Here is a 25483-nt window from a genome sequence, read left to right as displayed (position 1 = left end):
CTCCTCAGTCCGCCGATACTCAATCGCCCGATTTACGGGCGATTGCAAGGCGCTGGCGCTGGTCAGTACTGGCGCTATCGGACCAGAATGTTGCGGAACTGCCACGGGTCGTCCCTGTCCAGATCCTCCGGGAAGAGGCCAGGGCGGTTGTCCAGAGGAGTCCAGTCGGTGTAGTAGCCCCTGACCGGCCCGAGATAAGGCGACTGTACTTCGAGGCAGCGCCGGTAGTCCATCTCGTCGGCTTCCACGATGCCGGCGCTCGGGTTCTCCAGCGCCCAGACCATGCCGGCGAGGACGGCCGAGGTCACCTGCAGCCCGGTGGCGTTCTGGTAGGGGGCGAGCTTGCGCGCCTCGGCCAGCGACAGTTGCGAGCCGTACCAGTAGGCGTTCTTGTCGTGGCCGTAGAGCAGCACGCCGAGCTCGTCGACGCCGTCGACCAGTTCGTTCTCGTCGAGAACATGGTGGACCGGCTGCGGTTTGCCGGCGGCGCCGAACATCTCGTCCAGCGACAGCAAGGCATCGTTGCAGGGATGGTAGGCGTAGTGGCAGGTCGGGCGGTATTGGACCTTGCCCTTCTTCGAGCGCACGGTGAAGAAGTCGGCGATCGAGATCGACTCGTTATGCGTCACCAGCAGGCCGTATTGCGGGCCGGGCGTCGGGCACCAGCTGCGTACGCGCGTGTTGGCGCCCGGCTGCTCCAGATAGATCGCCGCCTTGGAGCCGTGCTTATGTTTCTTGCCGTTCTTCGGCATCCAGTTTTCATGCGTGCCCCAGCCCAGTTCGGCCGGCTGCAGACCCTCCGATATGAAGCCTTCTACTGACCAAGTGTTCCAGAACACGTTCATCGGCTTCGGCTTCTTGGTGCGCTGCGTGTCGCGCTCGGCGATATGGATGCCCTTGACGCCGGCCTTCTTCATCAACCTGGCCCAGGCCTCGCGGTCTTCCTGCACGGGCTCCGAGAACTCGAGACCAAGATCGGTGGCGAGGTTGACCAGCGCCTTCTTGACGAACCACGAGACCATGCCGGGATTGGCGCCGCAGGTGGATACCGCCGTCGGGCCGCCGGGCTTGTCGTGCTTTTCCTTGATCATCGCCTCGCGCAGCGCGTAGTTGGTGCGGCTGGCATTGTCGGCCTCGGCGTCGAAATAGAAGCCGAGCCACGGCTCGACGACGGTGTCGATGTAGAGCACGCCGAGCTTGCGGCACAATCGCATCAGGTCCACGGAACCGGTGTCGACAGACAGGTTAACGCAAAAGCCCTGGCCGCCGCCATTGGTCAGGATGGGCGTGAGCAGCTTCTTGTAATTCTTCTCGGTCACCGCGTCCTGCATGAAGGTGATGCCGCGCTCGTCAAGCAGCTTGCGGTCTGTATCGCGCGGGTCGATGACCACCATGCGCGACTTGTCGAACTTGAAATGGCGCTCGATCAGCGGCAGCGTTCCCCGCCCGATCGAGCCGAAGCCGATCATCACGACAGGACCGGTGATTTCACCGTAAACGGGCCAGTTTTCATTCGCCATTTTTTCACACACTCCTTCAAACACGCGCAAAACCGGGCGTTTTTCGCCCAACGGCCAAGCGCTACACCACAGATCATTGTCATAAACCAGCGAAAAGCGCCAATCGCGGGTCAAGCCGTCTTGGCGTGTGGTTAAGCCGATCCGGCCATGCGGTCCAGCAATGCAACCACCCGGTCGCGGTCGGCGGTCAGGCCTTTGTAGTCGAGCTGTTGCTGGTCGAGGGCCTGGAGCTGTCCGGCGAACGAGGCTGCCAGCATTGCCCGGTCAGGATGGCGCGCGAGCACGCTGAGCGCATCGAGGTGGATGTGGATGGTGAAGAGGATATCGCGCGACACGGGGAGCTTGCGCAGCGTCTGGCGTTCGACGCGGATGAAGGCATGGGCGCCGACATCGCCGTCGGGGAAGCGGCTCGGGCGGTTCGTGGCGCGGTCGATCCGCTCGACGTTGGAGAGCGGATGGTAGAGTGCGTCATTCTCCTGGATCGACCAGTTGAAGCGCTCGACCGCCTGGCCCTGCAGGCCGTCGAACATGCGGTTGATGAGCTCGGCCGGCCGCGTGCCCGGACCGAAACCCGGCACCGGTCGGTGGATCTCCTGGAGCGGGCTGCCGAATTTTTCCCGCAGCGACCAGGATGAAGGGAAGCACAGCGAGCCGGCCGCCAGCCGCCAGCCACGCTCGTCGCGGCGCATCAGGATCAGGTCTTCCTGGACCAACAGCGAAGCCCTTGCGAGCGGCGCCTCGCGTAGGCCAGGAGGCAACCTTCCGATCGTCCCCTCGAACCCCAATGGCTCGACGTCCATTCCCCGGCGGCGATGCGTGCCGGGGTGTGCGCCTTCGAGATGCGTGACGAGCAGGTCCAGCACCTCGCGCTGGGCGTCACGCGTGGCGTCTTCCTCGACAAAGACCTTTTCGGGGATCTCCGCGTAAAGCCGCTGCTTCTCGGCGAGATGCGGCAGCAGGAACTCGTCGACCTCGATCCAGCGATCGAATTCGAGCGGCTTCAGCCCGATGGTGAAGAGTTTTGAGGACCCGTCATAGGGCGTGTGGGTCGGCTGTCGAACGGTCATGCCTTTGAGGTACTGTCCAGTTACATCTCCAGCGGTCAGCCGAGCCGCGCCGGGATCAGCCCGCGCAGCGAATTGCCGACGAAGATCGCCTTCGCCGCTTTCAGATCCTCGAAGCTGTAGATCGCTTCCACGGCGCGGCCTTCGTCCAGAAGCGAGCCGCGCAATATTCCAGGCAAAAGGCCGCAGTCGAGGCGGGGCGTGGCCAAAGGGCCGTCGCCGAAGTCGGCAAAGAGGTTTGTGATCGTGCCCTCGCAGAGCTCGCCGCGTTCGTTGGCGAGCAGCACCTCGTCGGCGCAGGCAGCTAGATATTCCGAGCGCGCGTGTGTGTAGACCTGGCGCAGGCTTGTCTTGTGGCGAAGCAGCGTGTTGGCGGAATCGAGCCGGACCCGAGCGAGTTGCAGACGCCAGATCTTATCCGCCGCCAGCGGTTGGTAGACTTGAGCGGCGGCCGTGACCTCGCCACCGCGTTGCAAGGCAAGGCGGACGCGCAAGGCAGTTGCGTTTCCGTTGACGGTGCTCGCAAGCACTTCGCCGATCACCTCCGGATCACAGGCGAAGCCCAGTTCGGCGGCGGACGCATAAAGCCTGGCAAGGTGGCGGTCGAAGCGCAGGAAGCCCGAGCCTGGCTCCCAGCGCATGGTTTCGATCAGCTCGAAACCGGCGCCGTTCCTGTCGCGAAGCGTGCTTTCAGCAGACACTCCCGATACTCCTCCTCGGCGGTCGAATCGAAGACGACGCCGCCGCCGACATTGTAGACGGCTTCGCCGTCGGCGAAGAGCGAGACGGTGCGGATCGCCACCGAGAAGCGCATCCTGCCGGTCGGCGCGATCCAGCCGATTGCGCCGCAATACACGTCTCGCGGCGTGTCTTCCAGCTCACGCAGTATCTCCATGGCTCGGATTTTCGGCGCACCGGTGATCGAGCCGCAGGGAAAGAGCGCGGCGAAAATCCGGCGGATGCCGATGCCGGGCAACAGCTTTGCCTGCACCCGGCTCACCATCTGGTGCACCGTCGGATAGGTCTCGATGCGGAACAGTTCCGGCACGTCCAGCGTGCCGACTTCGCTGATCAGCGAGATGTCGTTGCGCAAAAGGTCGACGATCATCCTATTCTCGGCCTGATTCTTCTCATCGTTGCGCAGGAAGGCCTTCAGCCGCGCATCTTCGGCCCTGGTCGCGCCGCGCGGCGCGGTGCCCTTCATCGGGTGGGTTTCGATCATGCCGTCGGCATCGATCTCGAAGAACAATTCGGGCGAGCGCGAGAGCACGATCGGATCGCCGAGCGAGACAAGCGCGCCATATTTCACCGGCTGGCGTTCCGTCAGCGCGTCGAAGGCCGCGAGCGGATCGCCCGACCATTGCGCACGAATCGGGAAGGTGAGGTTGCCCTGGTAGCAATCGCCCTTGCGGAGGTGGTCGTGAAGGCGCGCGAAGCGCACGGCATAATCCTCGGCGGACCATGCCGCCCTGGCATCGAAGATCGGACCGTTGCTTGCGACCCCGGCGCCTTGAGGCACCACTTGGTCGGCCGGCGCGTCGAAGATGCCGAGGCAGATCAGCGGCGCGCGTCGGCCTTCGGGCAGCAGTGGCGCCAGCTTCGGCTCGAGCAGGTAACCGGCTTCATAGGAGAAATATCCGGCCAGCCATTTGCCGGAGTCGGAGGCCGCCTGCGCGCGTTCAAGCGCGGGCAGGAACTCTTCCGCGCCGTTCGCGACGATGATCTCGCGCGGCCGCTCGAAGACCAGCTGGCGAGCGGTCGCGTCGTTGCGGAAAATGGCTGCGGGCAGGGACATGAGCCTCGGAAGCGGACAATTCAGTCGACCGCTCTATATGGGGGCTTGCCGAGGCGCAATCGAGGGAGCGGCGTCGTGCGACGCAAAGGTGGCTGGCCCAAAACAAAGACGGCCCCCGTGAGGCTGCCGCCTTGCTGCCAACACGGCGGTGGCCAAGTGTTGCTTGCGGTACTGGCTGTCGGGAACTGGCGGGCGAATTCAGCTTCGTTCCCGGCGGCCAGCAATTTCGCCGGAGAGTTATTCAGGAAGCTCTTTAGAGCAAGAATAGAGTCTTGCTGATACCATCCCGGTCAAACTATTGCGGCCGATGCCCGCTTCGTGGTTGCCGTCACTTGTCGAGCGCCTCCAACTCGTCGATCAGCGAACCGATCACGCCAAGTCCGATCTGCCAGAAAGCCGGATCTGTGGCGTCCAGACCGAAAGGCGCCAGGAGCTCGGAGTGGTGTTTCGTGCCGCCGGCGCGCAGCATCTCGAAATACTTCTCCTGAAACCCGCGCTCGGCATTCTGATAGACCGCGTAGAGCGAGTTCACCAGGCAATCGCCGAAGGCGTAGGCATAGACATAGAAGGGCGAGTGGATGAAGTGCGGGATATAGGTCCAGAAAACCTCGTAACCCTCGCGCAGCTTGATCGCCGGTCCCAGGCTCTCGGCCTGCACTTCCAGCCAGAATTCGCCCAGCCGGTCCGAGGTGAGTTCCCCGTTGCGGCGCTCGGCATGCACCTTGCGCTCGAACTCATAGAAGGCGATCTGGCGAACGACCGTGTTGATCATGTCCTCGACCTTCTGGGCAAGCATCGCCTTGCGCTCGCGGCGGTCAGTGGTCTGCTCGAGCAGCGAGCGGAAGGTCAGCATCTCGCCGAAGACGGAAGCGGTCTCGGCCAGCGTCAGCGGTGTCGAGGCCATCAGCGCGCCCTGGCCCGCGGCCAGCACCTGGTGCACGCCATGGCCGAGCTCATGCGCAAGCGTCATCACGTCGCGCGGCTTGCCCATATAGTTGAGCAGCACGTAAGGATGCGCCGATGGCACGGTCGGATGCGCGAAGGCGCCAGGAGACTTGCCCGGCCGCACCGGCGCATCGATCCACCTGCGGTCGAAAAAGCCGCGGGCGATTTCGGCCATGTCCGGCGAGAAGCGCTGGTAGGCGGCGAGCACCGTGTCCCTGGCGTCATCCCAGCGTATCACCGCCTTCGGCGTCTCAGGCAGCGGCGCGTTGCGATCCCAGTGGTTCATCACCTCCATGCCAAGCCAGCGTGCCTTCATCGCATAGTAGCGGTGCGACAGCCGCGGATATGCCTCGCGCACAGCCGCCGCCAGCGCGTCGACCACTTCGCGCTCGACGCGGTTGGCGAGGTGGCGCGAGTCGGCGATATCCTGAAAGCCGCGCCAGCGGTCGGAAATTTCCTTGTCCTTCGCCAAAGTGTTGGTGATGAGGGTGAAGGTGCGCAGGCTCCTGCGGAACGTCGCCGCGAGCGCCTCGGCAGCACGGCGGCGCACTTCGCCATCCGGGTCCTGCAGCCGGTTTAGCGCTGGCTCGAGCGCCAGTTCCTCGCCGTCGACGTCGAATCGCAGATCGGTCATCGTCTCGTCGAACAGGCGGTTCCAGGCGCCGCGCCCGGTGACCGACTTCTCATGGAACAACTGCTCGACGCGATCCTCGAGCTGGTAGGGTTTGTCCTTCCTGAGGTCGAGCACCCAGGGCCGGTAATGGCCGAAGGCCTGGTCAGCGCCAAGCGCGTTCTCGATCGCCGCGTCTTCGATCAGGTTCAGCTCGAGCGCGAAGAACAGCAGATGCGCGCTGGCATCCGTCATCTTTTCCTGGACGTCGCCATAGAGCTTTGCGCGCTGCGGATCGGCGGTGTTGCCGGCGTAGACGAGGCCGGCATAGGAAACGATGCGGCCGATCAGTTCCTCAAGCGCCTCATAGGCTCTCAGCGCTTCGCCCAGCCGGCCGGCGCCGCCGCGCCCGGCTTCCGCGGCCAGCGTGCCCTTCCAGCGGGTTTCGAAGGCGATGGCGTCGCTCGCCGCCCGGGCGATGTCGCGCTTCAACTCGGGCGCTTCCATGCCGGAATAGAGATCGGCGAGATTCCACTCCGGCAGGTCGCCAAGCTCGGCCGCGCCCTGTCCGGACGCCGTCGCCGCAAGCCGATGACCAAACTCCATGCGCATCAGCAACACCTTCTTTGAATCGGGGTCAGATCAGAGGGAAAAACGAAGCCGGTCAAATCCTAAGGAATTCGTTCACCGGGTTTTTTGAAACCTTATTTAGAACCCTGTGCCAAGATGATCCATGGGGATTTCCAAGGCGGGCAGCCAGCACAGTCATGACAGGTTCCATACTTATAGTCGATGACGATCCGGTCCAGCGCCGGCTGCTCGAGGCCGCATTGACCAGGTTCGGCCACACCGCGATCGTAACCGATAGCGGCGAGGCCGGTCTCGACGTGCTCGACGGGTCGAACGCGCAAGAGGTCTCCGTCGTCATCCTCGACCTAGTCATGCCCGGCCTCGACGGAATCGGCGTGCTGAAGGCGATGCGCGAGCGCGCGATCAACATCCCCGTCATAGTGCAGACGGCCCAGGGCGGCATCGAGACGGTGGTCTCGGCAATGCGGCAAGGCGCCTTCGATTTCGTCGTCAAGCCGGCGTCGCCCGACAGGCTGCAGACCGCGATCTCAAACGCGCTCAAGGTCGAGGCGGTCGAGGACGAGATAAAGCGCGTGTCGCGGCGACGCGGCAGCGGCCATCTCACCTTCAAGGACATGATCACTCACAGCCCGGCAATGGATCGGGTGATACGCCTCGGACAGAAAGCGGCGGCCTCCAACATCCCGATCCTGATCGAGGGCGAATCCGGCGTCGGCAAGGAACTGGTGGCGCGCGCCATCCAGGGCACCGGCGACCGCCGCTCGAAGCCGTTCGTCACCGTCAACTGCGGCGCCATTCCGGACAATCTCGTCGAATCAATCCTGTTCGGCCACGAGAAGGAATCCTTCACGGGTGCCACCGAGAAGCATACCGGCAAATTCGTCGAGGCGAATTCCGGCACGCTGTTCCTGGACGAGATCGGCGATCTGCCGCTCGACGTCCAGGTCAAGCTGCTGCGCGCCGTGCAGGAAGGCGAGGTCGATCCGGTCGGCGGCCGCTCGACCGTCAAGATCGATATAAGGCTGATCTCGGCCACGCACCGGAACCTTCTGCAGCAGGTCAAGGACGGAAAGTTCCGCGAAGACCTGTTCTACCGGCTGAACGTCTACCCGATCTTCGTGCCGCCGCTGCGGGACCGCCGCGACGACATTCCCTACCTCGTCCGGCATTTCATGGACAAGGTCGCTCCGACCGACCCGCGCCGTCGCCTCACCGGCATATCGGCGTCGGCGCTCGCAATGCTGCAGGCCTATGACTGGCCGGGCAACATCCGCCAGTTGGAGAATGCGGTGTTCAGGGCCTCGGTGCTTGCCGAGGGCGACGTGCTGACCGAGGAGGAGTTCCCGCAAATCCGGGCGCAGGTGGAAGGGACCGTAAACCTGGGGGCGGAACCGGCTTCCGTCGTCGTCGAAAGCAACGCGGATACATCCCGCCAATCGGATGAGACTGTTGCCGGCATTACGGGGACCGCGTCGTCCGAGGTTGAGGCGCCGGCGAGGCTGCAGCCGCGTTTCGGAACGCTTCGGGCGCTCGATGAGCGCGGCAATGTACGTGCGCTGGCCGATGTCGAACTCGAGATGATCAAGCTCGCGATCGATCATTATAACGGCCAGATGAGCGAGGTTGCCCGCAGGTTGGGCATCGGACGCTCCACGCTCTATCGCAAGTTGAAGGAATATGGCATCGATCCCGAAGCTGGTCGCGTCGACCGGCTTGCCTCGTAACCGGCAAGCTCCGGACGAGATTGCCCGTCTAAAATCCGAGTCAAATTGTCGCTTTTGAACTGAAAACCCAAGGTTTTCAGGGGGCGGCGTTGCCGGGATCACGCATTAACGCTAACGGTAACAGATCGTGTTCTGGCCGGAGCCGGATTCTTCATCTAAACCAGCGGTTTACCACGAAACGCCGTGCATCATTTTTGACGGGATATCGCCACGGTGTTACCGCATTTCGGCTTCAATAAACGATGATTAACCATTAGGATCGATATTCGGATGTGAAAACCACGCATCCGTTTGGTCAAATCCGGGGACAAACGGCAGCCTGCAGGGCCATTTGATTTGAACAAAGTCGAACGACACATAGACGGGCGGCATTTCCATACGAGCGTCTGGCCGAGGTGGCTGGCGTTTGTAATCTTGGCCCTTGGGTTCATCTCCGCGGCGACGTCGGGCGCCAGGGCTGAGGTGCGTACACTCAAGCTCTATCACCTGCACACGCACGAGAAGGCCGAGATCGTCTACAAGCGCAATGGCCGCTACGACCCGGAAGGCCTGCGCAAGATCAACATCATCCTGCGCGACTGGCGTCGCAACGAGCCGACCAAGATGGACCCGCGGTTGCTCGACCTCGTCTGGGAAGCCTACCGTGAAAGCGGCTCGACGGACTACATCCAGGTCGTATGCGGCTATCGCTCGCCGTCGACCAACTCGATGCTGCGCTCGCGCAGCCGCGGCGTCGCCGAGAAGAGCCAGCACATGCTCGGCAAGGCAATGGATTTCTACATCCCCGGCGTACCGCTGAAGAAGCTGCGCAATATCGGCCTCAAGATGCAGGGCGGCGGTGTCGGTTACTACCCGACCTCCGGCTCGCCTTTCGTCCATATGGATGTGGGCAATGTGCGCCATTGGCCCGGCATCAGCCGTCAGGAACTGGTTAGCCTGTTCCCGAATGGCAAGACCCTGCATGTGCCGAGCGATGGGCGCCCGCTGCCGGGCTACGAGCAAGCCGTGGCCGCGTATCAAGCGCGTAAGGGCGCCGGCACCCCGAATATCGAACTGGCCAGCGCTGGTGGCTCGACCAAGCGGTCCGGAGGATTGCTTGCCGCCTTGTTCGGCGGTGGCGCCGACGAGGCTGACGATGAAGCCGATACCGGCAATGGCGGGGCAGCGCCCCAGGCGAAGGCTGTGAAGCAGGTCCAGGTCGCTACCGCCGCCCCGGCGCGCAATCTTCCGGGCATCGCGATCGTCGCGCCGAAGGATGCCAAGCGCGCCAACGTCCCGCAGATCGCGGATGACAGCGCTGACGATTCGCAGCAGCAGGACACGCCGGAGACGATCATCGCCGCGCTGCCGCCCAAGGAAATTCCGCTGCCCGGCTTCGCGCCGCGCCCGAAGGTTGATGTCGGCCAGCAGACGCCGCAGAACGTGCCGTTCGCCACGGCGGATGCCTCGGCGACGACGGAGCAGGCGGTTGCGACGGCCCAGACGCCCACACCGGACAAGGTTCCCTTCGGCACGGCCAGCGCGGCCGAGGCCGTGAGCACGGATCCGGCGCAGGTGGCGGTCAACAACGTCCCGTTGCCGACCTGGCGCCCTGACCGCTCGACGCCGGCCGAACCGGCGCCGAAGGACAAGAACGTCCTTCTGGCGCTGGCCGAAACCGCTTCGCAGGACAAGAGTGCGACGGACGCGTTCTCCGTGCTGCCCACCGCCCGCCCGCAGCCTGGCAAGCAGGACGAGGTCAAAGCCGTTCTCGAACACGCCAATGCAACCGTCGAGGCCGGTGGCGCCGGGGCCGAATACCAGCTTGCGTCGTTGACGGAGCCAGAGCGGCGCTCGGCGTTCAACGATCCGTCAGGCGTCGATGCGGCCTCGCCGCGCCAGGCCATCGCGGCTCTTCCGGCAGGAGCAGATCCCGCGCAGGCGATCGGCGCCGGTGTGAAGACGACGCGCAAGGAGGCCAGAGCGTCTGCTCACGATATGAAGCCCGGACCGAAGGCTCTGGTGGTGGCTCCGCCTCCACAAGCCGCTCGCTGGGCGCTGGGCAGCGGCGTGAACATCGCCTCGGTTTCCGATCCGACGACGGCGCCGCGCTATGCCTATAATATCGTGCATACCCCGCCGAGCGAGGTCTACACGGCCGGCTTCCAGGCGGACGGTCAGGTGCCCGACGCAAGCCGTTTCACCGGCAACGCGGTGAAATTCCTCTCGGTCGCGCGCTTCCAAACGAAGTAGGCTTGGCCACTGCAAAGCCGCACTGGCCTGCCAGCGCGGTTTTGTCCTTCAAGGTGCCGCTGCCTGTTTGAGCACACGGTCTTCCCGCTTCGTCTAATGGTAGGACAGCGCCCTTTGAAGGCGTGAATCGTGGTTCGAATCCATGAGCGGGAACCATTCAGGGACAGGTTTTGTCCGCCATTGCGCGAGCCACATCGGCCTAGACTCCCCGCGCGGAGGTGGGCGCCAGCCCACCGGCTTTCCATGTCCAGTCGACTTCCAGCGCAGCCGCTTCGCCCTTGGCCAGAAGCCGAGCGGCGTCACGCGCCGGAGGCAGTCCGAACTGGCGCGCATATTCCCGGCTGAACTGCGAAGCGCTTTCGTAGCCGACGGTGAAGGCGACATGCGCGGCATTGCCCGGTCGCGCGATCAGAAGATGGCGCGCCTCCAGCAGGCGGAGCTGCTTCTGGTACTGTATCGGGCTCATGCCCGTCGCCGCCTTGAAGTGGCGATGAAAAGCGGCATTGCTCATATGCGACAGTGCGGCCAGTTCCCTCACATCGATCGGCTCGTTGTAGTGGGCGCGGATCCATGCGGTGGCGCGGCGGATCCGCGACAAGCGCCCATCCGCGCGCGCGAACTGGCGAAGCTTGTCGCCTTGCGGGCCCTGCAACAGCCGGAACACTATCTCGCGTTCAAGCAAAGGCGCTAGTACGGGAATATCGGCCGGCCTGTCGAGTAGCCGCAACATCCGACGCCAGGCGTCGAGCAATTCATCATCGGCCGAGCTGGTCACGAAGTCGTCGCCGGCCACCACCGGCTTGTGATCGATGAGCAAGCCCGCAATCAGCTCGATGTCGAGCGCGAAGCCGAGAGCCATGTAAGGGCGGGTGCTGCTTGCCTCGAGCAACTGGCTGGTGGCCGGCGCCTCCACCGTGTAGACGAAATAACTGCCGTCGCTGTAGGCAAGCTTGCGATCGCCGATCAGCACCGTCTTGGTCCCCTGCAGGACCAACAGCGCGGTCGGTTGGCACAGCTCGGGCATCGGCGACGTCGGGACCTCGCTGCGGCCGATCGTGACGCGCGGGATGGCCGTCCTGGTTCGTCGTCCGCGTGCATGGCGGCCGGCGATTGCGATCAGTTCCCGCAGCGTTTCGTTCATCGTTTCAGCATTGCCGATCCGGGTGGGCCGCGCAACCACGGTGACGACGACACTCGCACCCAGGTGACGACGGCACTCGCACCCAGCTGACACGAAGACGCGCACCCAGGTGGCACGAAGACGCGCACCCCGGTGACGCGAAGGCGCGCACCTTTTGAGAGGATCAGGCAAGAGGACGCGACTATCCGGCGCGCGAAGCGGATCGGCCAACATCATTTATGCATCACCCAAAAGGAGATCGGAAAATGACGACAAAGAAGAACGCGCTGGTGACCGGTGCCAACAAGGGCATCGGACTTGAGACGGCCCGGCGCCTGGCGGCACTGGACTACAAGGTATGGCTCGGCGCCCGCGATGCCGAGCGCGGCGAGACCGCAGCGCAAGCGCTGCGCCTCGAGGGGCTCGACGTAGAGTGGCTTGCGCTCGACGTTGCCAGCGACGACAGCGTGGCGGCCGCGGCCAAGACTGTCGCGGCGCGGGCGCCCGGCCTGGACGTGCTGGTCAACAACGCCGGCATTGCGCCCGGCTATGTCGACGCGATCGGTCCGGACGGCCGCTATGAGCGGCCGCCGAGCCAGGAGGATGTCGCGGACATGAAAGCCACCTATGACGTGAACGTCTTCGGGCCGGTGCGGGTCACCAAGGCGTTCCTGCCGCTGCTATTGGCGTCGCCCGCCGCCCGTATCGTCATGGTGAGCAGCTACCTCGGATCGCTGGCGCGGGCGGCCGGCGGCGGCCAGTCGCCCAATGTCATGAGCTATGGCAGTTCGAAGACGGCGCTCAATGCCATAACGCTGTCCTTCGCCCGGGAACTCGCGCCGCGCGGCGTCATGGTCAACGCCGCCGCTCCCGGCTACACCGCGACGGACCTCAATGCGCACAGGGGCGGCCGCACTGTGCAGCAGGCGGCCGGTATCATCGTGCGGCTGGCAACGCTGGAGGCTGGCGGACCGACGGGCGGCTATTTCGACGAGAACGGTCCGCTACCCTGGTGAGAACGACGGATTACTTCTTGAGCTTGCTCGCCTCGCGCGCGAGCGCTTCGATCTCGTCCCACTTGCCGGCTTTGATCAGATCGTCGGGCGCGACCCAGGAGCCGCCGACGCAGATGACGTTGGGCAGGCTGAGATAGTCGGCAGCGTTCTTGGCCGTGATGCCGCCGGTCGGGCAGAATTTGACATCCGCCAGCGGCGAGGCGAAGGCCTTCAGCGAAGCGATGCCGCCCGACTGTTCGGCCGGGAAGAATTTCAGAAAGCGCAGGCCGGCTTCGCGCGCGGCCATGATCTCGCCGGGCGTGATGGCGCCGGGCAGCAGCGGCACGGGGCTGCCCTTGGCCGCGTCGAGAAGCTGGCTGGTGATGCCGGGGCTGACGATGAATTTCGAGCCGGCGCGAGCCGCTTCGTCGAACTGCCTGGCGTCGAGGATCGTGCCGGCGCCGACGACCGCTTCCTCGACTTCCGCGGCGACGCGGCGGATCGCTTCCAGGGCATCGGCGGTGCGCAGCGTGATCTCGATCGCGGGCAAACCGCCGCGCGACAGAGCGCGGGCCAGCGGCACCGCATCGGCGACATTGGCGATCTTGAGCACCGGGATAACCGGCTGACCGTTGAGGAGCGACAGGAGCTTTTCGGTCTTGCTGGTCATTGGCTACTCTCCGTTTCGATCGCTTTAAACCGATTAGCAGAAGGGATATGCCAAGTCCACGAGGGCGGCGTGTCGCGATGTCACGTCGTCATGCGCCGGCGGTCTTTGCCTTGAAACCGCTTTCAGCACGGTCTAGTGGCATTGCCATGACAATAGTAAAGGAAATCCAGCCAGTCCGTGTCGCCGCCCTATACAAATTCGCGCGGCTCGACGGCTATCAAGCCTTGCGCGCGCCGCTCGCGGCCTTCTGCTGCGAGCGCGGCATCAAGGGCACGCTGCTTCTGGCGCACGAAGGCATCAACGGCACCGTCGCCGGCAGCGAGGACGCGATTGCGGCTCTCATCGGCCACCTGCAGGCCATAGAGGGCCTTGCCGGTCTGGAAGTCAAATACAGCAACGCCGCCGAGATGCCGTTCCATCGCATGAAGGTGCGGCTGAAACGCGAGATCGTCACCATGGGCGTCGAGGACATCGACCCTGCAACCAGCGCCGGCACCTATGTCGCTCCCGCCGACTGGAACGCGCTGATCGCCGACGCCGACACCATCGTCATAGACACGCGCAATGCCTACGAGGTTTCGATCGGCACCTTCCGGGGAGCGGTCGACCCGAAGACCTCCAGCTTCCGCGAGTTTCCGGCCTGGGTCGAGCAGCACCGGGAGGAACTCGAAGGCCGAAAGGTGGCGATGTTCTGCACGGGCGGCATACGCTGCGAGAAGGCGACGGCCTATGTGAAGTCGCTCGGACTGAAGCAGGTCTTCCACCTCAAGGGCGGCATCCTGAAATATCTGGAGGACGTGCCGGCGGAAGAAAGCCTCTGGCAAGGCGAGTGCTTCGTCTTCGACGAGCGCGTGTCCGTCTCGCACGGTCTCGCGGAAGGCGAGGCCGAGCTATGCCGCGCCTGCCGCCATCCGTTGACGGTCGAGGATCGGCTGTCGCCGAAATTCAGGGCCGGCGTCTCATGTCCGCATTGTTTCGAAGCGCGGTCAGACGAGGATCGAGAGCGTTATGCCGAACGCCATCGCCAGGTCGAACTCGCGCAAGCGCGCGGCGGCAGGCGCCACATCGGAAGCTAGAGAGGCCCGCCCTTTCGCGCAAAACCAGCCCCGTCATTGTAATGTCAAGGCGGGGGGCCTACCTCTTGCCCGTCCGAAACCTTGCCCGGGCACGTTCAGCCGGGCCCCATTCTGGAGGTACTGATGCTCGACCCCAAGAAGCTGCTCGACGACCTTCTCGGCTCGCAGATCCCCGGCTCGGGATCGACCGTCCGCGACAAGGCCGGGCAGGCGGTGCAGATGGCGAAGGACAATCCGCTCGCGGCGGGTGCGCTCGCCGCCGTGCTGCTCGGCACCGGTGCCGGCCGACAGGTGACGGGCGCGGCGATCAAGCTCGGCGGTCTAGCGGCGATCGGGGGCTTGGCCTACAAGGCCTACCAGAATTACAAGGCCGGTAATGCGCCGGAGCAGACGCCTCCTGCCGGCCAGCCGGAATTGCTGCCACCGCCGGTCGATACCGATTTCCATCCCGCGCAGGCGCCGCAGGGCGAGGGCGAGTTCACACTGACCCTGGTCAGGGCAATGATCTCGGCCGCGAAAGCCGATGGTCACGTCGACGACGAGGAGCGAAAGAAGATCGCCGATAAGCTCAAGCTCTCCGGTATCGGCGCAGAGGCCGAGAAGTTCCTGATGACCGAGCTCGAGAGCCCGCTCGACCTCGATACGCTGGTCGCGGGCGCCAAGACCGATGCGCAGAAGCTCGAGCTCTACACCGCCTCGCGGCTTACGATCGATCCCGACACGCGCACCGAGCGCGGCTATCTCGATCTTCTCGCAGGCCGCCTCGGCCTGCCGGATGCCCTGGTCGACCATGTCGAGGCGACCGTTTCGGCGGCCAAGGTTCCCGCAGGGAGCGCGTCCAACTCGCCGTGGTGAGGGATAGCTTGCCGGAGCGCAGCAAGCCACCGAGCGGGCGTTAATTCCCCGTTAACCCAGAGAGCGCATAATTCTAAGCAGTCGGACCGGCTTTTCCTCCTCCCAAGCGCGGTTCAGATCGGGGCGGTCGCCAATGACCGCCCTTTTTGTTGGCCTCTGCTTTATCGCCGACAGCCGCTTGCCATGATCCTCGCCATTTGCGATGCCACGTCTTTCCATCCATGACCGGGAGGACGGCGATGACAGCCATAGAACAGAAGACCGCCATCGTTACCGGCGCCGGCACCGGCATCGGCAAGAGCGTCGCCACGGCACTGCTCGCGGCGGGCTGGAACACGGTGTTCTGCGGCCGCCGAAAGGCGATGCTGGAAGAAGCGATCGCCGACGCCGGGCAGACTAAGGCCAAGGCATTGGCTGTCGCCTGCGACATCAGCAAGGCGGCGGAAGTCGACGACATGTTCGAGACCGTGCTCGAGGCGTTCGGCCGCGTCGACCTGCTCTTCAACAATGCCGGCATGGGCTATAAGTCGACCCTGATCGACGAGATCCCTGTGGAGGTCTGGAACGACGTCGTTGGCGTCAACCTCACCGGATCGTTCCTGTGCGCCCGCGCAGCCTTCGGCGCCATGCGCCGGCAGAAGCCGATGGGCGGCCGCATCATCAACAACGGCTCGGTGTCGGCCTATGCCCCGCGCCCGGGTTCCGTGCCCTATACGGCCACTAAGCACGCAATCACCGGGCTCACCAAGACGCTGGCGCTCGACGGCCGGCCCTTCGACATCGCCTGCGGCCAGATCGACATCGGCAATGCGCTGACCGAGATGGCGCAGCCGATGACGGTCGGCGTGCCGCAGGCCAATGGCTCGATCGCCGCCGAGGCCGTGATGGATGTTCAGCGCGTCGCCGACGCGGTGCTGCATATGGCCAGCCTGCCGCTCGACGCCAATGTGCTGTTCATGACGGTGATGGCTACGAAGATGCCGTTTGTCGGGCGCGGCTAAGCAGGCCGACCATACCAAGAATCCGATGCCCCAAGGGCGCGCTCAAAGCGCCTCGCTTGGACCCGCTTCAGTCGCCGAGCACCCGACGGCGTTCCTCGAATTCGTTCTTGTCGATTTCGCCGCGCGCGAAGCGCTCCTTGAGGATGTCGAGGGGCGTGCGGCCCGGCGGCACGTGGTGGGGTGGCACTGCACCCGGTCCCCACTGCCAACGCGTCACGGCAGCCACCAGCACGACGAAAAAGAGGATCATGAACAAGGGACCGAACATCATCGCCCAACCTCCGCCCCACCACATCATCCCGGGACCATAGGCATACCGATCGGCGTCCGATGCCTGCGCCCATGCGGCCCCGGGGACGAAGGCCATGACAACGCTGATTGCCGCCGCGAATCTCATCCAGCCGTTACGCATTGGGATTTGTCCTGTCATTTACATGCGTAATGCTACGCCACCTGGCAGCCTGGCACCTTGCGCTGGATCAAACACCTGATCGCATCGGTCATCACGCGGTGACCATGTTTGCCAAGACCATGCCGGCGCACTTCAGCCGGCCGCAATGAGGGTCGGCTCGGAGCGAGGCAACTCCCCGGAGCGAAACCGGGCTTCGGCGGCCCTATTGCGCGGGAGTGGATCTCACTTCGCCAGAAACGCTTCGATCCGCTCCAGCGCGCGTAAGATGTTCTCCTCGGAGTTGGCGTAGGAAAGCCGGACATAGCCCTCGCCGAGCACACCGAAATCGGGGCCGCCGATCAGAGCCACGCCGGCATCCTCAAGCAGCGCCGAGGCGAGCTTCTTGGCCTTCCAGCCGGTGTTCGACACGTTGGGGAAGGCGTAGAAGGCACCCTTCGGCGTGATGCAGGAAATGCCGGGCAGCGCGTTCAGCCCCTCGACGACGATCTTCCTGCGGTTGTCGAAGGCGCGCATCATCCTGTCGACATCGTCCTGCGGGCCGTCGATTGCCGCGATGCCGGCATATTGGCTCGGTGCGTTGACGCAGGACCAGCAGTTCACCGCCAGCTTGCGCACCTTGTCGTAGAGATGGGCGCCCTTGTCGCCGTTCGGCCAGATCGACCAGCCCATGCGCCAGCCGGTCATCGCCCAGGTCTTCGACCAGCCGTTGAGCACGATCAGCCTGTCGCGGATTTCCGGGAAATTGAGCAACGAGCAGTGCTTCTCGCCGTCATAGGTCATGACGTCATAGATCTCGTCGGACATGATGGCGACCTGGGGATGCTTCTCCAGCCCCTTGACCAGCTTCTCGATCTCGGCCCGCGGGGTGACGCCGCCGGTCGGATTGGCGGGCGAGTTGAGGATGAGCAGCCTGGTCTTCGGCGTGATCAGCGCCAGCGTCTCGTCGGCCGAGAAGGCAAAGCCGTTTTCCTCGCGGATAGGCACCGGCACCGGTGCCGCGCCGGTGAACTCGATCATCGAGCGGTAGATCGGAAAGCCGGGATCGGGATAGAGGATCTCAGTGCCAGCCTCGCCGAACATCAGGATCGCGGCGAACATGGTCGGCTTGCCGCCAGGCAGGATCATCACATTCTCGGGCGACACCTCGACTCCGGTGGTGGCCAGCGTGCGGCGCACGACCGCCTCGCGTGTGGCCAAAAGGCCGTTGGCCGGCGTGTAGCCATGGTGGCCGTCGCGCAGCGCCTTGATCGCCGCTTCGACGATGTGCTGCGGCGTCTTGAAGTCGGGCTGGCCGATGCCGAGGTTGATGATGTCGCGCCCCTGATGGGCAAGCGCGGTGGCCCTGGCGAGCACCGCGAAGGCATTTTCCTCGCCGAGCCGGTCGAAGGCCGCGATCGTGTGGAGCATTTTTCCCGTCCCTGTGGTTCTTTCTGTGAGCGAGCGTTTTTGTGAGCGTCCGCCAGGAAATGTCAACGGATTGGAGTGATCGGTGTCGGAAGATCTGAAGAATTGGCAGCCGCGCCCACGGCCGGAACGCAAGACGATCGAGGGACGCACCGTCAGGCTCGAGCCGCTGAGCGCGGCAAGGCATGGCGACGGGCTCTACGAGGCCTCGTCGGTTTCGGATGTCGGCGGACGTTTCGCCTGGCTGCCCGATTACCCGCCGGAGACCCGCGCCGCCTTCCAGCCATGGCTCGACAAGGCGGAAGCGAGCGAGGATCCGCTGTTCTTCACCGTCATCGACAAGGCCAGCGGCAAGATCGCCGGGCGCCAGACGCTGATGCGCATTGACGCCGCCAACGGCGTTGGCGAAATCGGCAACATCTATTGGGGGCCGCTGATCTCGCGCAAGCCGGCGGCGACCGAGGCGCAATTCCTATTCGCGAAATATCTCTTCGACGATCTCGGCTACCGCCGCTACGAGTGGAAATGCAACAACCGCAACGAGCCTTCGAAGCGCGCCGCGGAACGCTTCGGTTTCAAGTTCGAAGGCATCTTCCGCCAGCATCTTGTGGTCAAGGGTGAAAACCGCGATACGGCGTGGTATTCGATCATCGACAAGGAGTGGCCGGCGCTGCGCAAGTCCTATGAGGCCTGGCTCGATCCGGCGAATTTCGACGGCGAAGGCGTCCAGAAGCGGCGGTTGGAGGATTTCCGAGCTGACTTCGGCGCATGAATCATGATCCCGAAAAGCGGGCAGCCGGTTTTTGCTGCGCGGACCTTCGGTTCGGACAAGATCGTGGCCAGTAACGAGGAGTTCCGCGATGGCGCATGACCACGGTTCGCATGGACACAGCCATGACGCCGGCCACGTGCATGGCTCGACCGACAAGAAGCGGGTGCTGATCGCCGCCTGCCTGACCGGCGGCTTCATGGTTGCCGAGGCGCTCGGCGGCCTGCTCACCGGGTCGCTGGCGCTTCTCGCGGATGCCGGCCACATGCTGGCGGACGCCATCGCGCTCGGTCTTGCCTGGTATGCTTTCCATCTCGCCGGACGCCCGGCCACCGGCCGGCTCACCTATGGCTTCGGCCGGGTGAAGACGCTGGTCGCCTACACCAACGGCATCGCCATCTTCGCCATCGCGCTCTGGATCGTCTACGAAGCCTGGGGACGGCTGATGGCACCTGCGCCGGTGCTCGGCGGGCCGATGCTGGTGGTGGCGGTGGCAGGCCTGCTGGTCAATATCGCTTCCTTCTTCGTGCTGCATGGCGGCGACCGCGAGAGCCTCAACATGCGCGGCGCCATCCTGCATGTGCTGGGCGATCTCCTGGGCTCCGCCGCTGCCATTGTCGCCGCCATCATCATCCTGGCGACGGGCTGGACTCCGATCGATCCGATCCTGTCGGTGCTGGTGTCGCTGCTCATCCTGTCGACGGCATGGTCGCTGATGCGCGAGGCCGCCCATGTGCTGCTGGAAGGCGTGCCGGCAAGCCTCGATCGCGACCTGATCGCCAAGGATCTGGAAGGCTCGGTCAAGGGCGTGCGCGAGGTGCACCACATGCATATCTGGTCGCTTGATGGCACCTCCAACATGGCGACGCTGCACGCTTGCCTGAATGACGGCGTCAATCCCCATGCGGCGGTGAGCGCCATCAAGAAACGGCTTGCCGCCAGGCACGGCATCGATCATGCCACGGTCGAATCCGAATTCGGGCTATGCGCCGACAGCCGCGACGAGCATGACCATCACCACCACGACCATGAGCATGGCGCGCCCGCCGATCGCAGGCATTACCACTGATCACCATTATGACGAAGCCGAACAGCCTCGAAACCAGGACCACTAGCTGATGGATCGTGACACAAGGAACGCAGCGATCGCCGCGGCCATTATACTGCTGGTGTTCGGTTTCGCCGCCTACTTCCTGCCAGCCATGATGCTGGCCGCCGGCAAGGTTTCAACGGTCCTGGCGGCAATCATCGCCGTGATCTTCATGGTCGGGCTATTCGTCGTCCTATGGCTGCGCGGACGCAGCCAGCGCAAGAAAGGTCTCTGACAATGAGAATTCTGATCACCGGCGCCGCCGGCATGGTGGGCCGCAAGCTTATCGCGCGGCTGGCCAGGGACGGCGCCTTGCGTGGGCGCAAGATCACGGCGCTCGACCTGCATGACATCGTGGCGCCGCAAGCGCCGGGGTTTGCGGGCGTCGACGTCTCGATCCACACCGGCGACCTTTCGGCACCCGGCGCCACGGCTGCTCTCGTGGCTTCCCGCCCGGATGTGATCTTCCATCTCGCCGGCATCGTGTCGGGGGAGGCGGAAGCCAATTTCGATCTCGGCTACCGGGTCAATCTCGACGGTACGCGCGCTTTGTTCGACGCGGTGCGGCTGGCGGCGTTCGCGCCTCGCCTGGTCTTCACCTCGTCGATTGCGGTGTTCGGCGCGCCATTTCCCGACGTCATCCCGGACGAATTCCACCCGACGCCGCTCACCTCATACGGCACGCAGAAGCAGATGAGCGAGGCGCTGCTTGCCGACTATACGCGACGCGGCTTCTTCGACGGCATAGGCATCCGGCTGCCGACGATCTGCGTTCGCCCTGGCAAACCGAACAAGGCGGCGTCGGGCTTCTTCTCCGGCATCATTCGCGAGCCGCTCGCCGGGCAGGAGGCGATACTGCCGGTGCCGCGCTCGGTGCTGCACACCCATGCCAGCCCGCGCTCGGCGGTGAATTTCCTCATCCATGCGGCTGAGATCGACGGCCAAGCGGTCGGCCCGCGCCGCAACCTCACAATGCCCGGCGTCGCCGTCACGGTCGGCGAGCAGATCGAGGCGCTGGAGCGCATTGCCGGCGCCGAGGTCGCGAAACGGATCCGCGAGCAGCCCGACGAGACCATCTGGGCGATCGTCAGAGGTTGGCCCACACGGTTCGAGGCAAGGCGGGCCAGGGAACTCGGCTTTGCGGCCGAAAGCAGCTTTGACGAAATCATCCGCGCGCACATCGAGGACGAGCTGGGCGGAAAGATCGCCTGACAAGGTTCAGACGCCGCCCGACAGGCTGGCCGACAGAAGCAGCAGGCCGACCATGAAAATGAAGGCGGCGCCGCCGATCTCGACGATCGAATGGATGCGGTTGCCAATGCGCCCGTCGCCGGCGAAATAGACGGCCCAGTTCTTGGCAGTCACGGCGATCGTCGCCAGCGCCGAGACGGTGATTGCCGTGCCGATCGACATCGCCAGCACCGACAGCAGCCCGCCTAGCCATAGTCCGTTGAGCAGCGCGAAGCTCAGCACGATGAGCGCCCCCGAGCAGGGGCGGATGCCGACGGCGGCCACCGCCGACCAGGCGGTCTTCCAGTCGAAGCGGTCGCCCGACAGCATCGCCGGGTCTGGCGCATGCGAATGGCCGCAGGTCTCGCAGATTTCGCCTGGGCCGTGGTCGTGATGGTGCTCATGGCTGCCGTCGTGCGCGGCGTGCTCGTGATGGTGGAGATCGTGCGCGCCGTGATCATGGCTATGCAGGTGGCCATGATCGTGGTCGTGATGGGCGTGCAGGGCATGGGACCGCGCGGCATGCGTCGAATGCGAATGGCCGGCATGCGAATGCGCCCCATGGGAGCCATGCGAATGGCCGGCATGGGCGGCCGACAGGCTGTAGGCGGGCGTTCCGCCGAACAGACGCACGATCGGCGGACCTAACTTGCGCCAGAGCAGCCAGGCGCCGAACAGCGTCACCAGCACAAAGCTCGAGATTTCCAGGAACCAGGCCGCGTCGGTCATCGAGATCGCGGTGCCGCGCAGCACGAAATAGGCGAGCATCATGACGACGACCGCGGTCAGCCCTTGCAGGAGCGCCGAGACGAAGGAGAGCATGATGCCGCGCCTGAGCGCCACCTCGTTGGCCACCATGTAGGACGAGATCACCGCCTTTCCGTGGCCGGGGCCCGCGGCGTGGAAGATGCCATAGGCGAAGGACAGGCCGATCAGCAGCCAAAGCTTGCTGCCGTCCTGGCGCATCGCCTTCATGGCAGCCGCCAGCGAATGGTAGAATTCCTGCTGCCTAAGATTGATCCACATCAGGATATGGGCGAACGGACCCGTGGTGGTCGGGGCCATGCCGTCATTGGTGCCGATTCCGAGCGAGCTTTGCGCATGCGCGACGACGGGCAAATGGGTGATCACCAGGGTAGCGGCCAGCAGGCCAAGCGCTAAGCGGATATTCGTGGGTAACCTGCTTGCGCGCTGCGACGGTTTCATCACCAAATCATCCTTCCGGCGGGCAGTCCAATTCGAGCTTGGTGGCGAAGATCTTGCTCATGTCGGTCCCCGTCGGATCGTTGAAGAACGCGTCCGTCAGGGTCTTCTGGTTTTCCTTGATCGCTTCGTCCGGGTCCGGGCGGATGACCTTCCTGGTGCAGGTCGAGGGCAGGCCTTCGACGGTGAGGTTGGCGTCGTCAGTGAAGTCGATCGCCGTGTAAAAGGTCGGATCGTAGACGCCGATGTCGATTTTGCCCGTCAGCTTTATCGGTGTCTTCGGCTGCGACTCGAACAGGATGATCAGCTGGTCGTTGTCGAAATTCGCCATCAGATGCGGCGGCGGGACCATGGGCACGTCCTTGCCGTCCTGGGTGACGAGCTGGAAGTAGTTGAACTCGGCCAGCGAGGAATGGACGGTGTCGGCCACTTCCTTGAGCTCTTTGTCGTCAAGTTTCAGGTCGGAGTTCTTGTCGAACTCCATCATTACTGTACTCGAAAACAAGTCGTCGAAGCGCCAAAGATGGCGCAGCGCCGTCACACTTTGGTGATCTTCGCTGAGGATCACGTCGAGCCGGGCCTCGGCAAAGACATGCGGGTGCACTTCGGCCTGCCCGACCGAGGCGAATATGGCCGCGAGGGCCGAAGCCAGCATGGTTGCTTGCCGTTTTAGATGCATTCCGTGCTGCGATTCCAGTGAGGTCGGGAGCGAGCCCGAGAGTTGACAGAAAGCGGGCGAAATTGGGACGCGTCCTTACGACGCCGTATCGCGCGTCCTGAACCAGTGCGCCAGGAAGTCGACGAAGACGCGCACCTTGGCCGGCAGATAGCGACGGTGAGGGTAGACGGCAAAGATGCCGGTGCCCGCCAGGAGGCGGTCGTCGAGCATTGTGACCAGCTTGCCGGACGCGACGTCCGGCGCGGCGATGAAATCCGGCAGCATGGCGAAGCCCAGGCCGGAGACCGCGGCGGCCCTCGCCACGATCGGGCTGTTGACCTCGATCGGGCCTGAAACGGCGACACTGATGGATTCGTCGCCCTCGCCCTTGAAGCGCCAGTTGGCCAGCGAGCGCCCGTTGGTGTCGACGATGCAAGGCATGTTGGCGAGGTCCTGCGGCCGCGTCGGCGCGCCATGCTTGGCGATCAGCTCCGGCGAAGCGCAAAGTCTTACCGAGAACGGCGCCAGCCGCCTGGCGATCAGCGACGAGTTCTCCAGCCGCGAGATGCGCACGGCAAGGTCGAAACCTTCCTCGACCAGGTCTACGAAGCGATCGTCGAGGTGGATGTCGAGCACGATGTCGGGGTGCTGCCTCGCGAAGTCGACCAGCGATTGACCGATCGGCGCATCGGCAAAAGTACGCGCGGCCGACAGCTTGATCCTCCCGCGAACGTCGCCGGAAGACTGGCGCACCGCCTCGGCGAGGCTGTCGACCTCGCGCACGATTTCCGACGCCCGCTGATAATAGGTGTGGCCGGCTTCCGTCAGCGAGAACTGACGCGTGGTGCGGTTGAGCAGCAGAGCGCCGAGTTCGTCCTCCAGCTCGCGCACATATTTCGACAAGAGCGCCTTGGAGCGGCCGATCTTGCGCGCCGCGGCCGAAAAGCCTTCCGCCTCTACCACGTCGATGAAGGCGCGCATGCGGGTCAATGTATCCATGGTCAGACCTTTCGTGCCGCGTCGAGAATCTTGCGGCCGAGCCCTATCAGGGCAACGTCGCTGCCGGAAGGGCCAAGCAGCGACAGGCCGAAGGGTGCGCCGTCGACCGAGCCAATCGGCAAGGTGATCTGCGGAAAGCCTGAGAGGCCGGAGAGGCACAAGAGGTGCAGCGCCCTTTCGCGATAAGCCTGGAACTGTTCCGGCGTGCTGGCGGCGAACGGCGCCGCGCCGGGAACGGTTGGCAGGACCAGGAAGCCGTTGTTGCCGAGCAGCGCGCCGAACTCGGCGCGGAAAGCCAGCCGGCGCGCGGCTTCGGTGGCGGCAGTCTTTGCATCGATGGTGCGGCCGAAGGCGAAACGCTCCTCGACGCCGGGGCTGAGGCGACCGCCGGCCGAAATCCACGGGCCATGCTCGCGCCAGGCCTCGAAGGCCTGCAGGCGGCGAAAGCACCAGTAAAGCTCGTCGGGGAACGAGGCAAAGGCATATTCGGTCTCCGCGAGCTGGCCGATGACGCCGGCGGCCAGCGCCTTCATGCGCTGATATTCGGCGGATTCCGCCGGACCCATGACGAAGGCGTCCAGCCAGCGGATCGACAGCGGGCGGTTGAGCGGGTGCTGGTGCGGATCGCGGCCAAGCAAAAGCTTGCCGACGGTTTCATAGGTCTCGATGTCGTCGGCGAACCAGCCGAAAGTGTCGAAGCTCGACGCCAGCTTCATCGCGCCGTCGAGCGGGATGCGGCCATGGGTGGCGCGCAGTCCGATCAGGCCGCAGAAGCTCGCCGGCGCGCGGATCGAGCCGCCGGTGTCGGAGCCGGTGGCGATATTGGCCAGCCCGCCGGCGACCGCGGCCGCCGAGCCGGACGAGGAGCCGCCGGTGACGCGTTCGGGCGCGGCGGGATTGACCGGGTAGGGGAAATGCGCGTTCTGGCCGAACAGCGAGAAGGCCAACTCGTCGGTTTGGGTCTTTCCGACGAATCGCGCGCCAGCATCGAGGATCGCCTGCACCGCCGCGGCCGTGCGCGTGGCGGCATGCGCCTCCTCGAATTTCTGCGGGTTGCCGCAGCCGGTGCGGTAGCCGGCGACGTCATAGATGTCCTTGACGGCCAGGCGCAGGCCGGCGAGCGGGCCCAATTCCGCATTCGCCACAGGCATTTGGCGCAGATCGAGGAAGGCGTTCAGCGGCCCTTGAGTTCCTGGCATCGTTCGATTTCCGGATACGATGCGACACACATTGTTCGATGCCGCGAATTTTACAACCTGGGCTTACGATTTTTATTGATTGTGAAACCCTTCGCCCCTATATCGCGCTTGCCCAAAGTCGCACGTGCCTGTGGGTGTCCGCCGATCCTCGAATGGTGAGGGCAATCGGTAAGGTAACTGGAGCCAACCCCTCCAGTCGGTCAGTGGCCAACCACAAGACCGAGGACACCTTGAAGCAACGACGGTGCGGGCCTTTCTGGTTCTCTGCCGGTCGTCCAAAGACCGGGGTTACTGAAGAGGCACACCTTCATTGCCGGCAGT

General features: G+C 64.4%; 23 protein-coding genes, 1 tRNA gene and 1 pseudogene. 11 read left to right on the top strand and 14 right to left on the bottom strand.

Annotated elements, in window-relative coordinates; translation table 11 throughout:
* Nucleotides 1-74: 74 nt before the first annotated feature.
* The 6 genes and pseudogenes from ACR64R_RS16605 to ACR64R_RS16580 form a co-directional block, all read right to left on the bottom strand.
* Complete coding sequence (locus ACR64R_RS16605; protein WP_487357425.1) at nucleotides 75-1520, bottom strand: homospermidine synthase; 1446 nt, start codon at nucleotides 1518-1520, stop codon at nucleotides 75-77.
* Nucleotides 1521-1651: 131 nt separating this feature from the next.
* Nucleotides 1652-2587, bottom strand: a complete 936-nt coding sequence (locus ACR64R_RS16600) for a heme-dependent oxidative N-demethylase family protein (protein WP_487357424.1) — start codon at nucleotides 2585-2587, stop codon at nucleotides 1652-1654.
* Nucleotides 2588-2622: 35 nt separating this feature from the next.
* Complete coding sequence (locus tag ACR64R_RS16595; protein WP_487357423.1) at nucleotides 2623-3285, bottom strand: aminotransferase class IV family protein; 663 nt, start codon at nucleotides 3283-3285, stop codon at nucleotides 2623-2625.
* Nucleotides 3234-4379 (bottom strand): aminodeoxychorismate synthase component I, encoded by a 1146-nt coding sequence (locus ACR64R_RS16590; RefSeq protein ID WP_487357422.1) that lies wholly within the window; start codon nucleotides 4377-4379, stop codon nucleotides 3234-3236. Before ACR64R_RS16590 ends, ACR64R_RS16595 begins: the two co-directional genes overlap by 52 nt.
* Nucleotides 4380-4534: 155 nt before the next feature.
* Nucleotides 4535-4609 (bottom strand): annotated as a pseudogene (locus tag ACR64R_RS16585) (proton-conducting membrane transporter); the annotation flags it as partial.
* Between the two features lie 98 nt (nucleotides 4610-4707).
* Nucleotides 4708-6546: a M3 family oligoendopeptidase gene (locus ACR64R_RS16580; RefSeq protein ID WP_487357421.1), complete on the bottom strand. Its 1839-nt coding sequence runs from the start codon at nucleotides 6544-6546 to the stop codon at nucleotides 4708-4710.
* A gap of 155 nt (nucleotides 6547-6701) precedes the next feature.
* Here ACR64R_RS16580 and ACR64R_RS16575 point away from each other — a divergent pair, with 155 nt between their 5' ends.
* The 3 genes from ACR64R_RS16575 to ACR64R_RS16565 all read left to right on the top strand — a co-directional run bounded on the left by ACR64R_RS16575 (nucleotide 6702) and on the right by ACR64R_RS16565 (nucleotide 10637).
* Nucleotides 6702-8249 (top strand): sigma-54-dependent transcriptional regulator, encoded by a 1548-nt coding sequence (locus ACR64R_RS16575; protein ID WP_487357420.1) that lies wholly within the window; start codon nucleotides 6702-6704, stop codon nucleotides 8247-8249.
* Between the two features lie 411 nt (nucleotides 8250-8660).
* Nucleotides 8661-10481 carry a peptidoglycan L,D-endopeptidase MepK gene (locus tag ACR64R_RS16570; RefSeq protein ID WP_487362463.1) on the top strand — a complete coding sequence of 607 codons (1821 nt, stop codon included), beginning with the start codon at nucleotides 8661-8663 and terminating at the stop codon, nucleotides 10479-10481.
* An 82-nt stretch (nucleotides 10482-10563) separates the two neighbouring features.
* A tRNA-Gln gene (locus ACR64R_RS16565) sits at nucleotides 10564-10637 on the top strand.
* Nucleotides 10638-10680: 43 nt separating this feature from the next.
* Here ACR64R_RS16565 and ACR64R_RS16560 read toward each other — a convergent pair.
* On the bottom strand, nucleotides 10681-11727 hold the full coding sequence (locus ACR64R_RS16560; RefSeq protein WP_487357419.1) for an AraC family transcriptional regulator: 1047 nt from the start codon (nucleotides 11725-11727) through the stop codon (nucleotides 10681-10683).
* A gap of 140 nt (nucleotides 11728-11867) precedes the next feature.
* On the opposite strand from ACR64R_RS16560, the gene ACR64R_RS16555 reads away from it, so the two are divergent.
* Nucleotides 11868-12617, top strand: a complete 750-nt coding sequence (locus ACR64R_RS16555) for an SDR family NAD(P)-dependent oxidoreductase (RefSeq protein WP_487357418.1) — start codon at nucleotides 11868-11870, stop codon at nucleotides 12615-12617.
* Between the two features lie 10 nt (nucleotides 12618-12627).
* Here ACR64R_RS16555 and ACR64R_RS16550 read toward each other — a convergent pair whose 3' ends face one another.
* Nucleotides 12628-13266: a 2-dehydro-3-deoxy-phosphogluconate aldolase gene (locus ACR64R_RS16550; protein WP_487357417.1), complete on the bottom strand. Its 639-nt coding sequence runs from the start codon at nucleotides 13264-13266 to the stop codon at nucleotides 12628-12630.
* Between the two features lie 146 nt (nucleotides 13267-13412).
* On the opposite strand from ACR64R_RS16550, the gene trhO reads away from it, so the two are divergent.
* From trhO to ACR64R_RS16535, 3 genes are all read left to right on the top strand, one after another.
* Entirely contained in the window at nucleotides 13413-14342 is a 930-nt protein-coding gene (trhO, locus tag ACR64R_RS16545; RefSeq protein ID WP_487357416.1) for an oxygen-dependent tRNA uridine(34) hydroxylase TrhO, read from the top strand.
* A gap of 123 nt (nucleotides 14343-14465) precedes the next feature.
* Nucleotides 14466-15197 carry a tellurite resistance TerB family protein gene (locus ACR64R_RS16540; RefSeq protein WP_487357415.1) on the top strand — a complete coding sequence of 244 codons (732 nt, stop codon included), beginning with the start codon at nucleotides 14466-14468 and terminating at the stop codon, nucleotides 15195-15197.
* Between the two features lie 239 nt (nucleotides 15198-15436).
* Nucleotides 15437-16198 carry an SDR family oxidoreductase gene (locus tag ACR64R_RS16535; protein WP_487357414.1) on the top strand — a complete coding sequence of 254 codons (762 nt, stop codon included), beginning with the start codon at nucleotides 15437-15439 and terminating at the stop codon, nucleotides 16196-16198.
* Between the two features lie 67 nt (nucleotides 16199-16265).
* Here the strand turns inward: ACR64R_RS16535 and ACR64R_RS16530 are convergent, their stop codons facing one another.
* Together ACR64R_RS16530 and ACR64R_RS16525 are read right to left on the bottom strand one after the other, a co-directional pair.
* The gene (locus ACR64R_RS16530) at nucleotides 16266-16610 is read right to left on the bottom strand and encodes an SHOCT domain-containing protein (protein ID WP_487357413.1); all 345 of its coding nucleotides are present in this window, start codon (nucleotides 16608-16610) and stop codon (nucleotides 16266-16268) included.
* 222 nt (nucleotides 16611-16832) lie between these two features.
* On the bottom strand, nucleotides 16833-18017 hold the full coding sequence (locus ACR64R_RS16525; protein WP_487357412.1) for a pyridoxal phosphate-dependent aminotransferase: 1185 nt from the start codon (nucleotides 18015-18017) through the stop codon (nucleotides 16833-16835).
* Between the two features lie 82 nt (nucleotides 18018-18099).
* Between ACR64R_RS16525 and ACR64R_RS16520 the strand changes: the two genes are divergently transcribed.
* From ACR64R_RS16520 to denD, 4 genes are all read left to right on the top strand, one after another.
* Nucleotides 18100-18786, top strand: coding sequence for a GNAT family N-acetyltransferase (locus ACR64R_RS16520; protein ID WP_487357411.1), 687 nt, complete (start codon nucleotides 18100-18102; stop codon nucleotides 18784-18786).
* Nucleotides 18787-18874: 88 nt separating this feature from the next.
* Complete coding sequence (locus ACR64R_RS16515) at nucleotides 18875-19852, top strand: cation diffusion facilitator family transporter (protein ID WP_487357410.1); 978 nt, start codon at nucleotides 18875-18877, stop codon at nucleotides 19850-19852.
* Nucleotides 19853-19901: 49 nt separating this feature from the next.
* Nucleotides 19902-20108, top strand: a complete 207-nt coding sequence (locus ACR64R_RS16510; RefSeq protein WP_487357409.1) for a hypothetical protein — start codon at nucleotides 19902-19904, stop codon at nucleotides 20106-20108.
* A 2-nt stretch (nucleotides 20109-20110) separates the two neighbouring features.
* A complete protein-coding gene (gene denD / locus ACR64R_RS16505; protein WP_487357408.1) occupies nucleotides 20111-21085 on the top strand; it encodes a D-erythronate dehydrogenase in 975 nt (324 codons plus the stop codon).
* Between the two features lie 6 nt (nucleotides 21086-21091).
* Here denD and ACR64R_RS16500 read toward each other — a convergent pair whose 3' ends face one another.
* From ACR64R_RS16500 to ACR64R_RS16485, 4 genes are all read right to left on the bottom strand, one after another.
* Nucleotides 21092-22309 carry a nickel/cobalt transporter gene (locus ACR64R_RS16500; protein ID WP_487357407.1) on the bottom strand — a complete coding sequence of 406 codons (1218 nt, stop codon included), beginning with the start codon at nucleotides 22307-22309 and terminating at the stop codon, nucleotides 21092-21094.
* Between the two features lie 7 nt (nucleotides 22310-22316).
* Entirely contained in the window at nucleotides 22317-22985 is a 669-nt protein-coding gene (locus tag ACR64R_RS16495) for a DUF1007 family protein (protein ID WP_487357406.1), read from the bottom strand.
* A gap of 75 nt (nucleotides 22986-23060) precedes the next feature.
* Nucleotides 23061-23963, bottom strand: coding sequence for a LysR family transcriptional regulator (locus ACR64R_RS16490; RefSeq protein WP_487357405.1), 903 nt, complete (start codon nucleotides 23961-23963; stop codon nucleotides 23061-23063).
* A 2-nt stretch (nucleotides 23964-23965) separates the two neighbouring features.
* Nucleotides 23966-25162 (bottom strand): amidase, encoded by a 1197-nt coding sequence (locus tag ACR64R_RS16485; RefSeq protein ID WP_487357404.1) that lies wholly within the window; start codon nucleotides 25160-25162, stop codon nucleotides 23966-23968.
* Nucleotides 25163-25483 lie beyond the last annotated feature (321 nt).

The sequence above is a fragment of the Mesorhizobium sp. MC2-1-1 genome (assembly GCF_057597255.1).
This window is presented reverse-complemented; position numbering and strand designations above follow the sequence as displayed.

What these genes read in the sequence shown, in the direction of transcription:
- ACR64R_RS16605 (WP_487357425.1), bottom strand. Translation starts at nt 1,520, where the DNA reads ATGGCGAATGAAAACTGGCCCGTTTACGGTGAAATCACCGGTCCTGTC.
- ACR64R_RS16600 (WP_487357424.1), bottom strand. Translation starts at nt 2,587, where the DNA reads ATGACCGTTCGACAGCCGACCCACACGCCCTATGACGGGTCCTCAAAA.
- ACR64R_RS16590 (WP_487357422.1), bottom strand. Translation starts at nt 4,379, where the DNA reads ATGTCCCTGCCCGCAGCCATTTTCCGCAACGACGCGACCGCTCGCCAG.
- ACR64R_RS16580 (WP_487357421.1), bottom strand. Translation starts at nt 6,546, where the DNA reads ATGCGCATGGAGTTTGGTCATCGGCTTGCGGCGACGGCGTCCGGACAG.
- ACR64R_RS16575 (WP_487357420.1), top strand. Translation starts at nt 6,702, where the DNA reads ATGACAGGTTCCATACTTATAGTCGATGACGATCCGGTCCAGCGCCGG.
- ACR64R_RS16555 (WP_487357418.1), top strand. Translation starts at nt 11,868, where the DNA reads ATGACGACAAAGAAGAACGCGCTGGTGACCGGTGCCAACAAGGGCATC.
- ACR64R_RS16550 (WP_487357417.1), bottom strand. Translation starts at nt 13,266, where the DNA reads ATGACCAGCAAGACCGAAAAGCTCCTGTCGCTCCTCAACGGTCAGCCG.
- trhO (WP_487357416.1), top strand. Translation starts at nt 13,413, where the DNA reads ATGACAATAGTAAAGGAAATCCAGCCAGTCCGTGTCGCCGCCCTATAC.
- ACR64R_RS16540 (WP_487357415.1), top strand. Translation starts at nt 14,466, where the DNA reads ATGCTCGACCCCAAGAAGCTGCTCGACGACCTTCTCGGCTCGCAGATC.
- ACR64R_RS16535 (WP_487357414.1), top strand. Translation starts at nt 15,437, where the DNA reads ATGACAGCCATAGAACAGAAGACCGCCATCGTTACCGGCGCCGGCACC.
- ACR64R_RS16530 (WP_487357413.1), bottom strand. Translation starts at nt 16,610, where the DNA reads ATGCGTAACGGCTGGATGAGATTCGCGGCGGCAATCAGCGTTGTCATG.
- ACR64R_RS16525 (WP_487357412.1), bottom strand. Translation starts at nt 18,017, where the DNA reads ATGCTCCACACGATCGCGGCCTTCGACCGGCTCGGCGAGGAAAATGCC.
- ACR64R_RS16515 (WP_487357410.1), top strand. Translation starts at nt 18,875, where the DNA reads ATGGCGCATGACCACGGTTCGCATGGACACAGCCATGACGCCGGCCAC.
- ACR64R_RS16510 (WP_487357409.1), top strand. Translation starts at nt 19,902, where the DNA reads ATGGATCGTGACACAAGGAACGCAGCGATCGCCGCGGCCATTATACTG.
- denD (WP_487357408.1), top strand. Translation starts at nt 20,111, where the DNA reads ATGAGAATTCTGATCACCGGCGCCGCCGGCATGGTGGGCCGCAAGCTT.
- ACR64R_RS16500 (WP_487357407.1), bottom strand. Translation starts at nt 22,309, where the DNA reads ATGAAACCGTCGCAGCGCGCAAGCAGGTTACCCACGAATATCCGCTTA.
- ACR64R_RS16495 (WP_487357406.1), bottom strand. Translation starts at nt 22,985, where the DNA reads ATGCATCTAAAACGGCAAGCAACCATGCTGGCTTCGGCCCTCGCGGCC.
- ACR64R_RS16490 (WP_487357405.1), bottom strand. Translation starts at nt 23,963, where the DNA reads ATGGATACATTGACCCGCATGCGCGCCTTCATCGACGTGGTAGAGGCG.
- ACR64R_RS16485 (WP_487357404.1), bottom strand. Translation starts at nt 25,162, where the DNA reads ATGCCAGGAACTCAAGGGCCGCTGAACGCCTTCCTCGATCTGCGCCAA.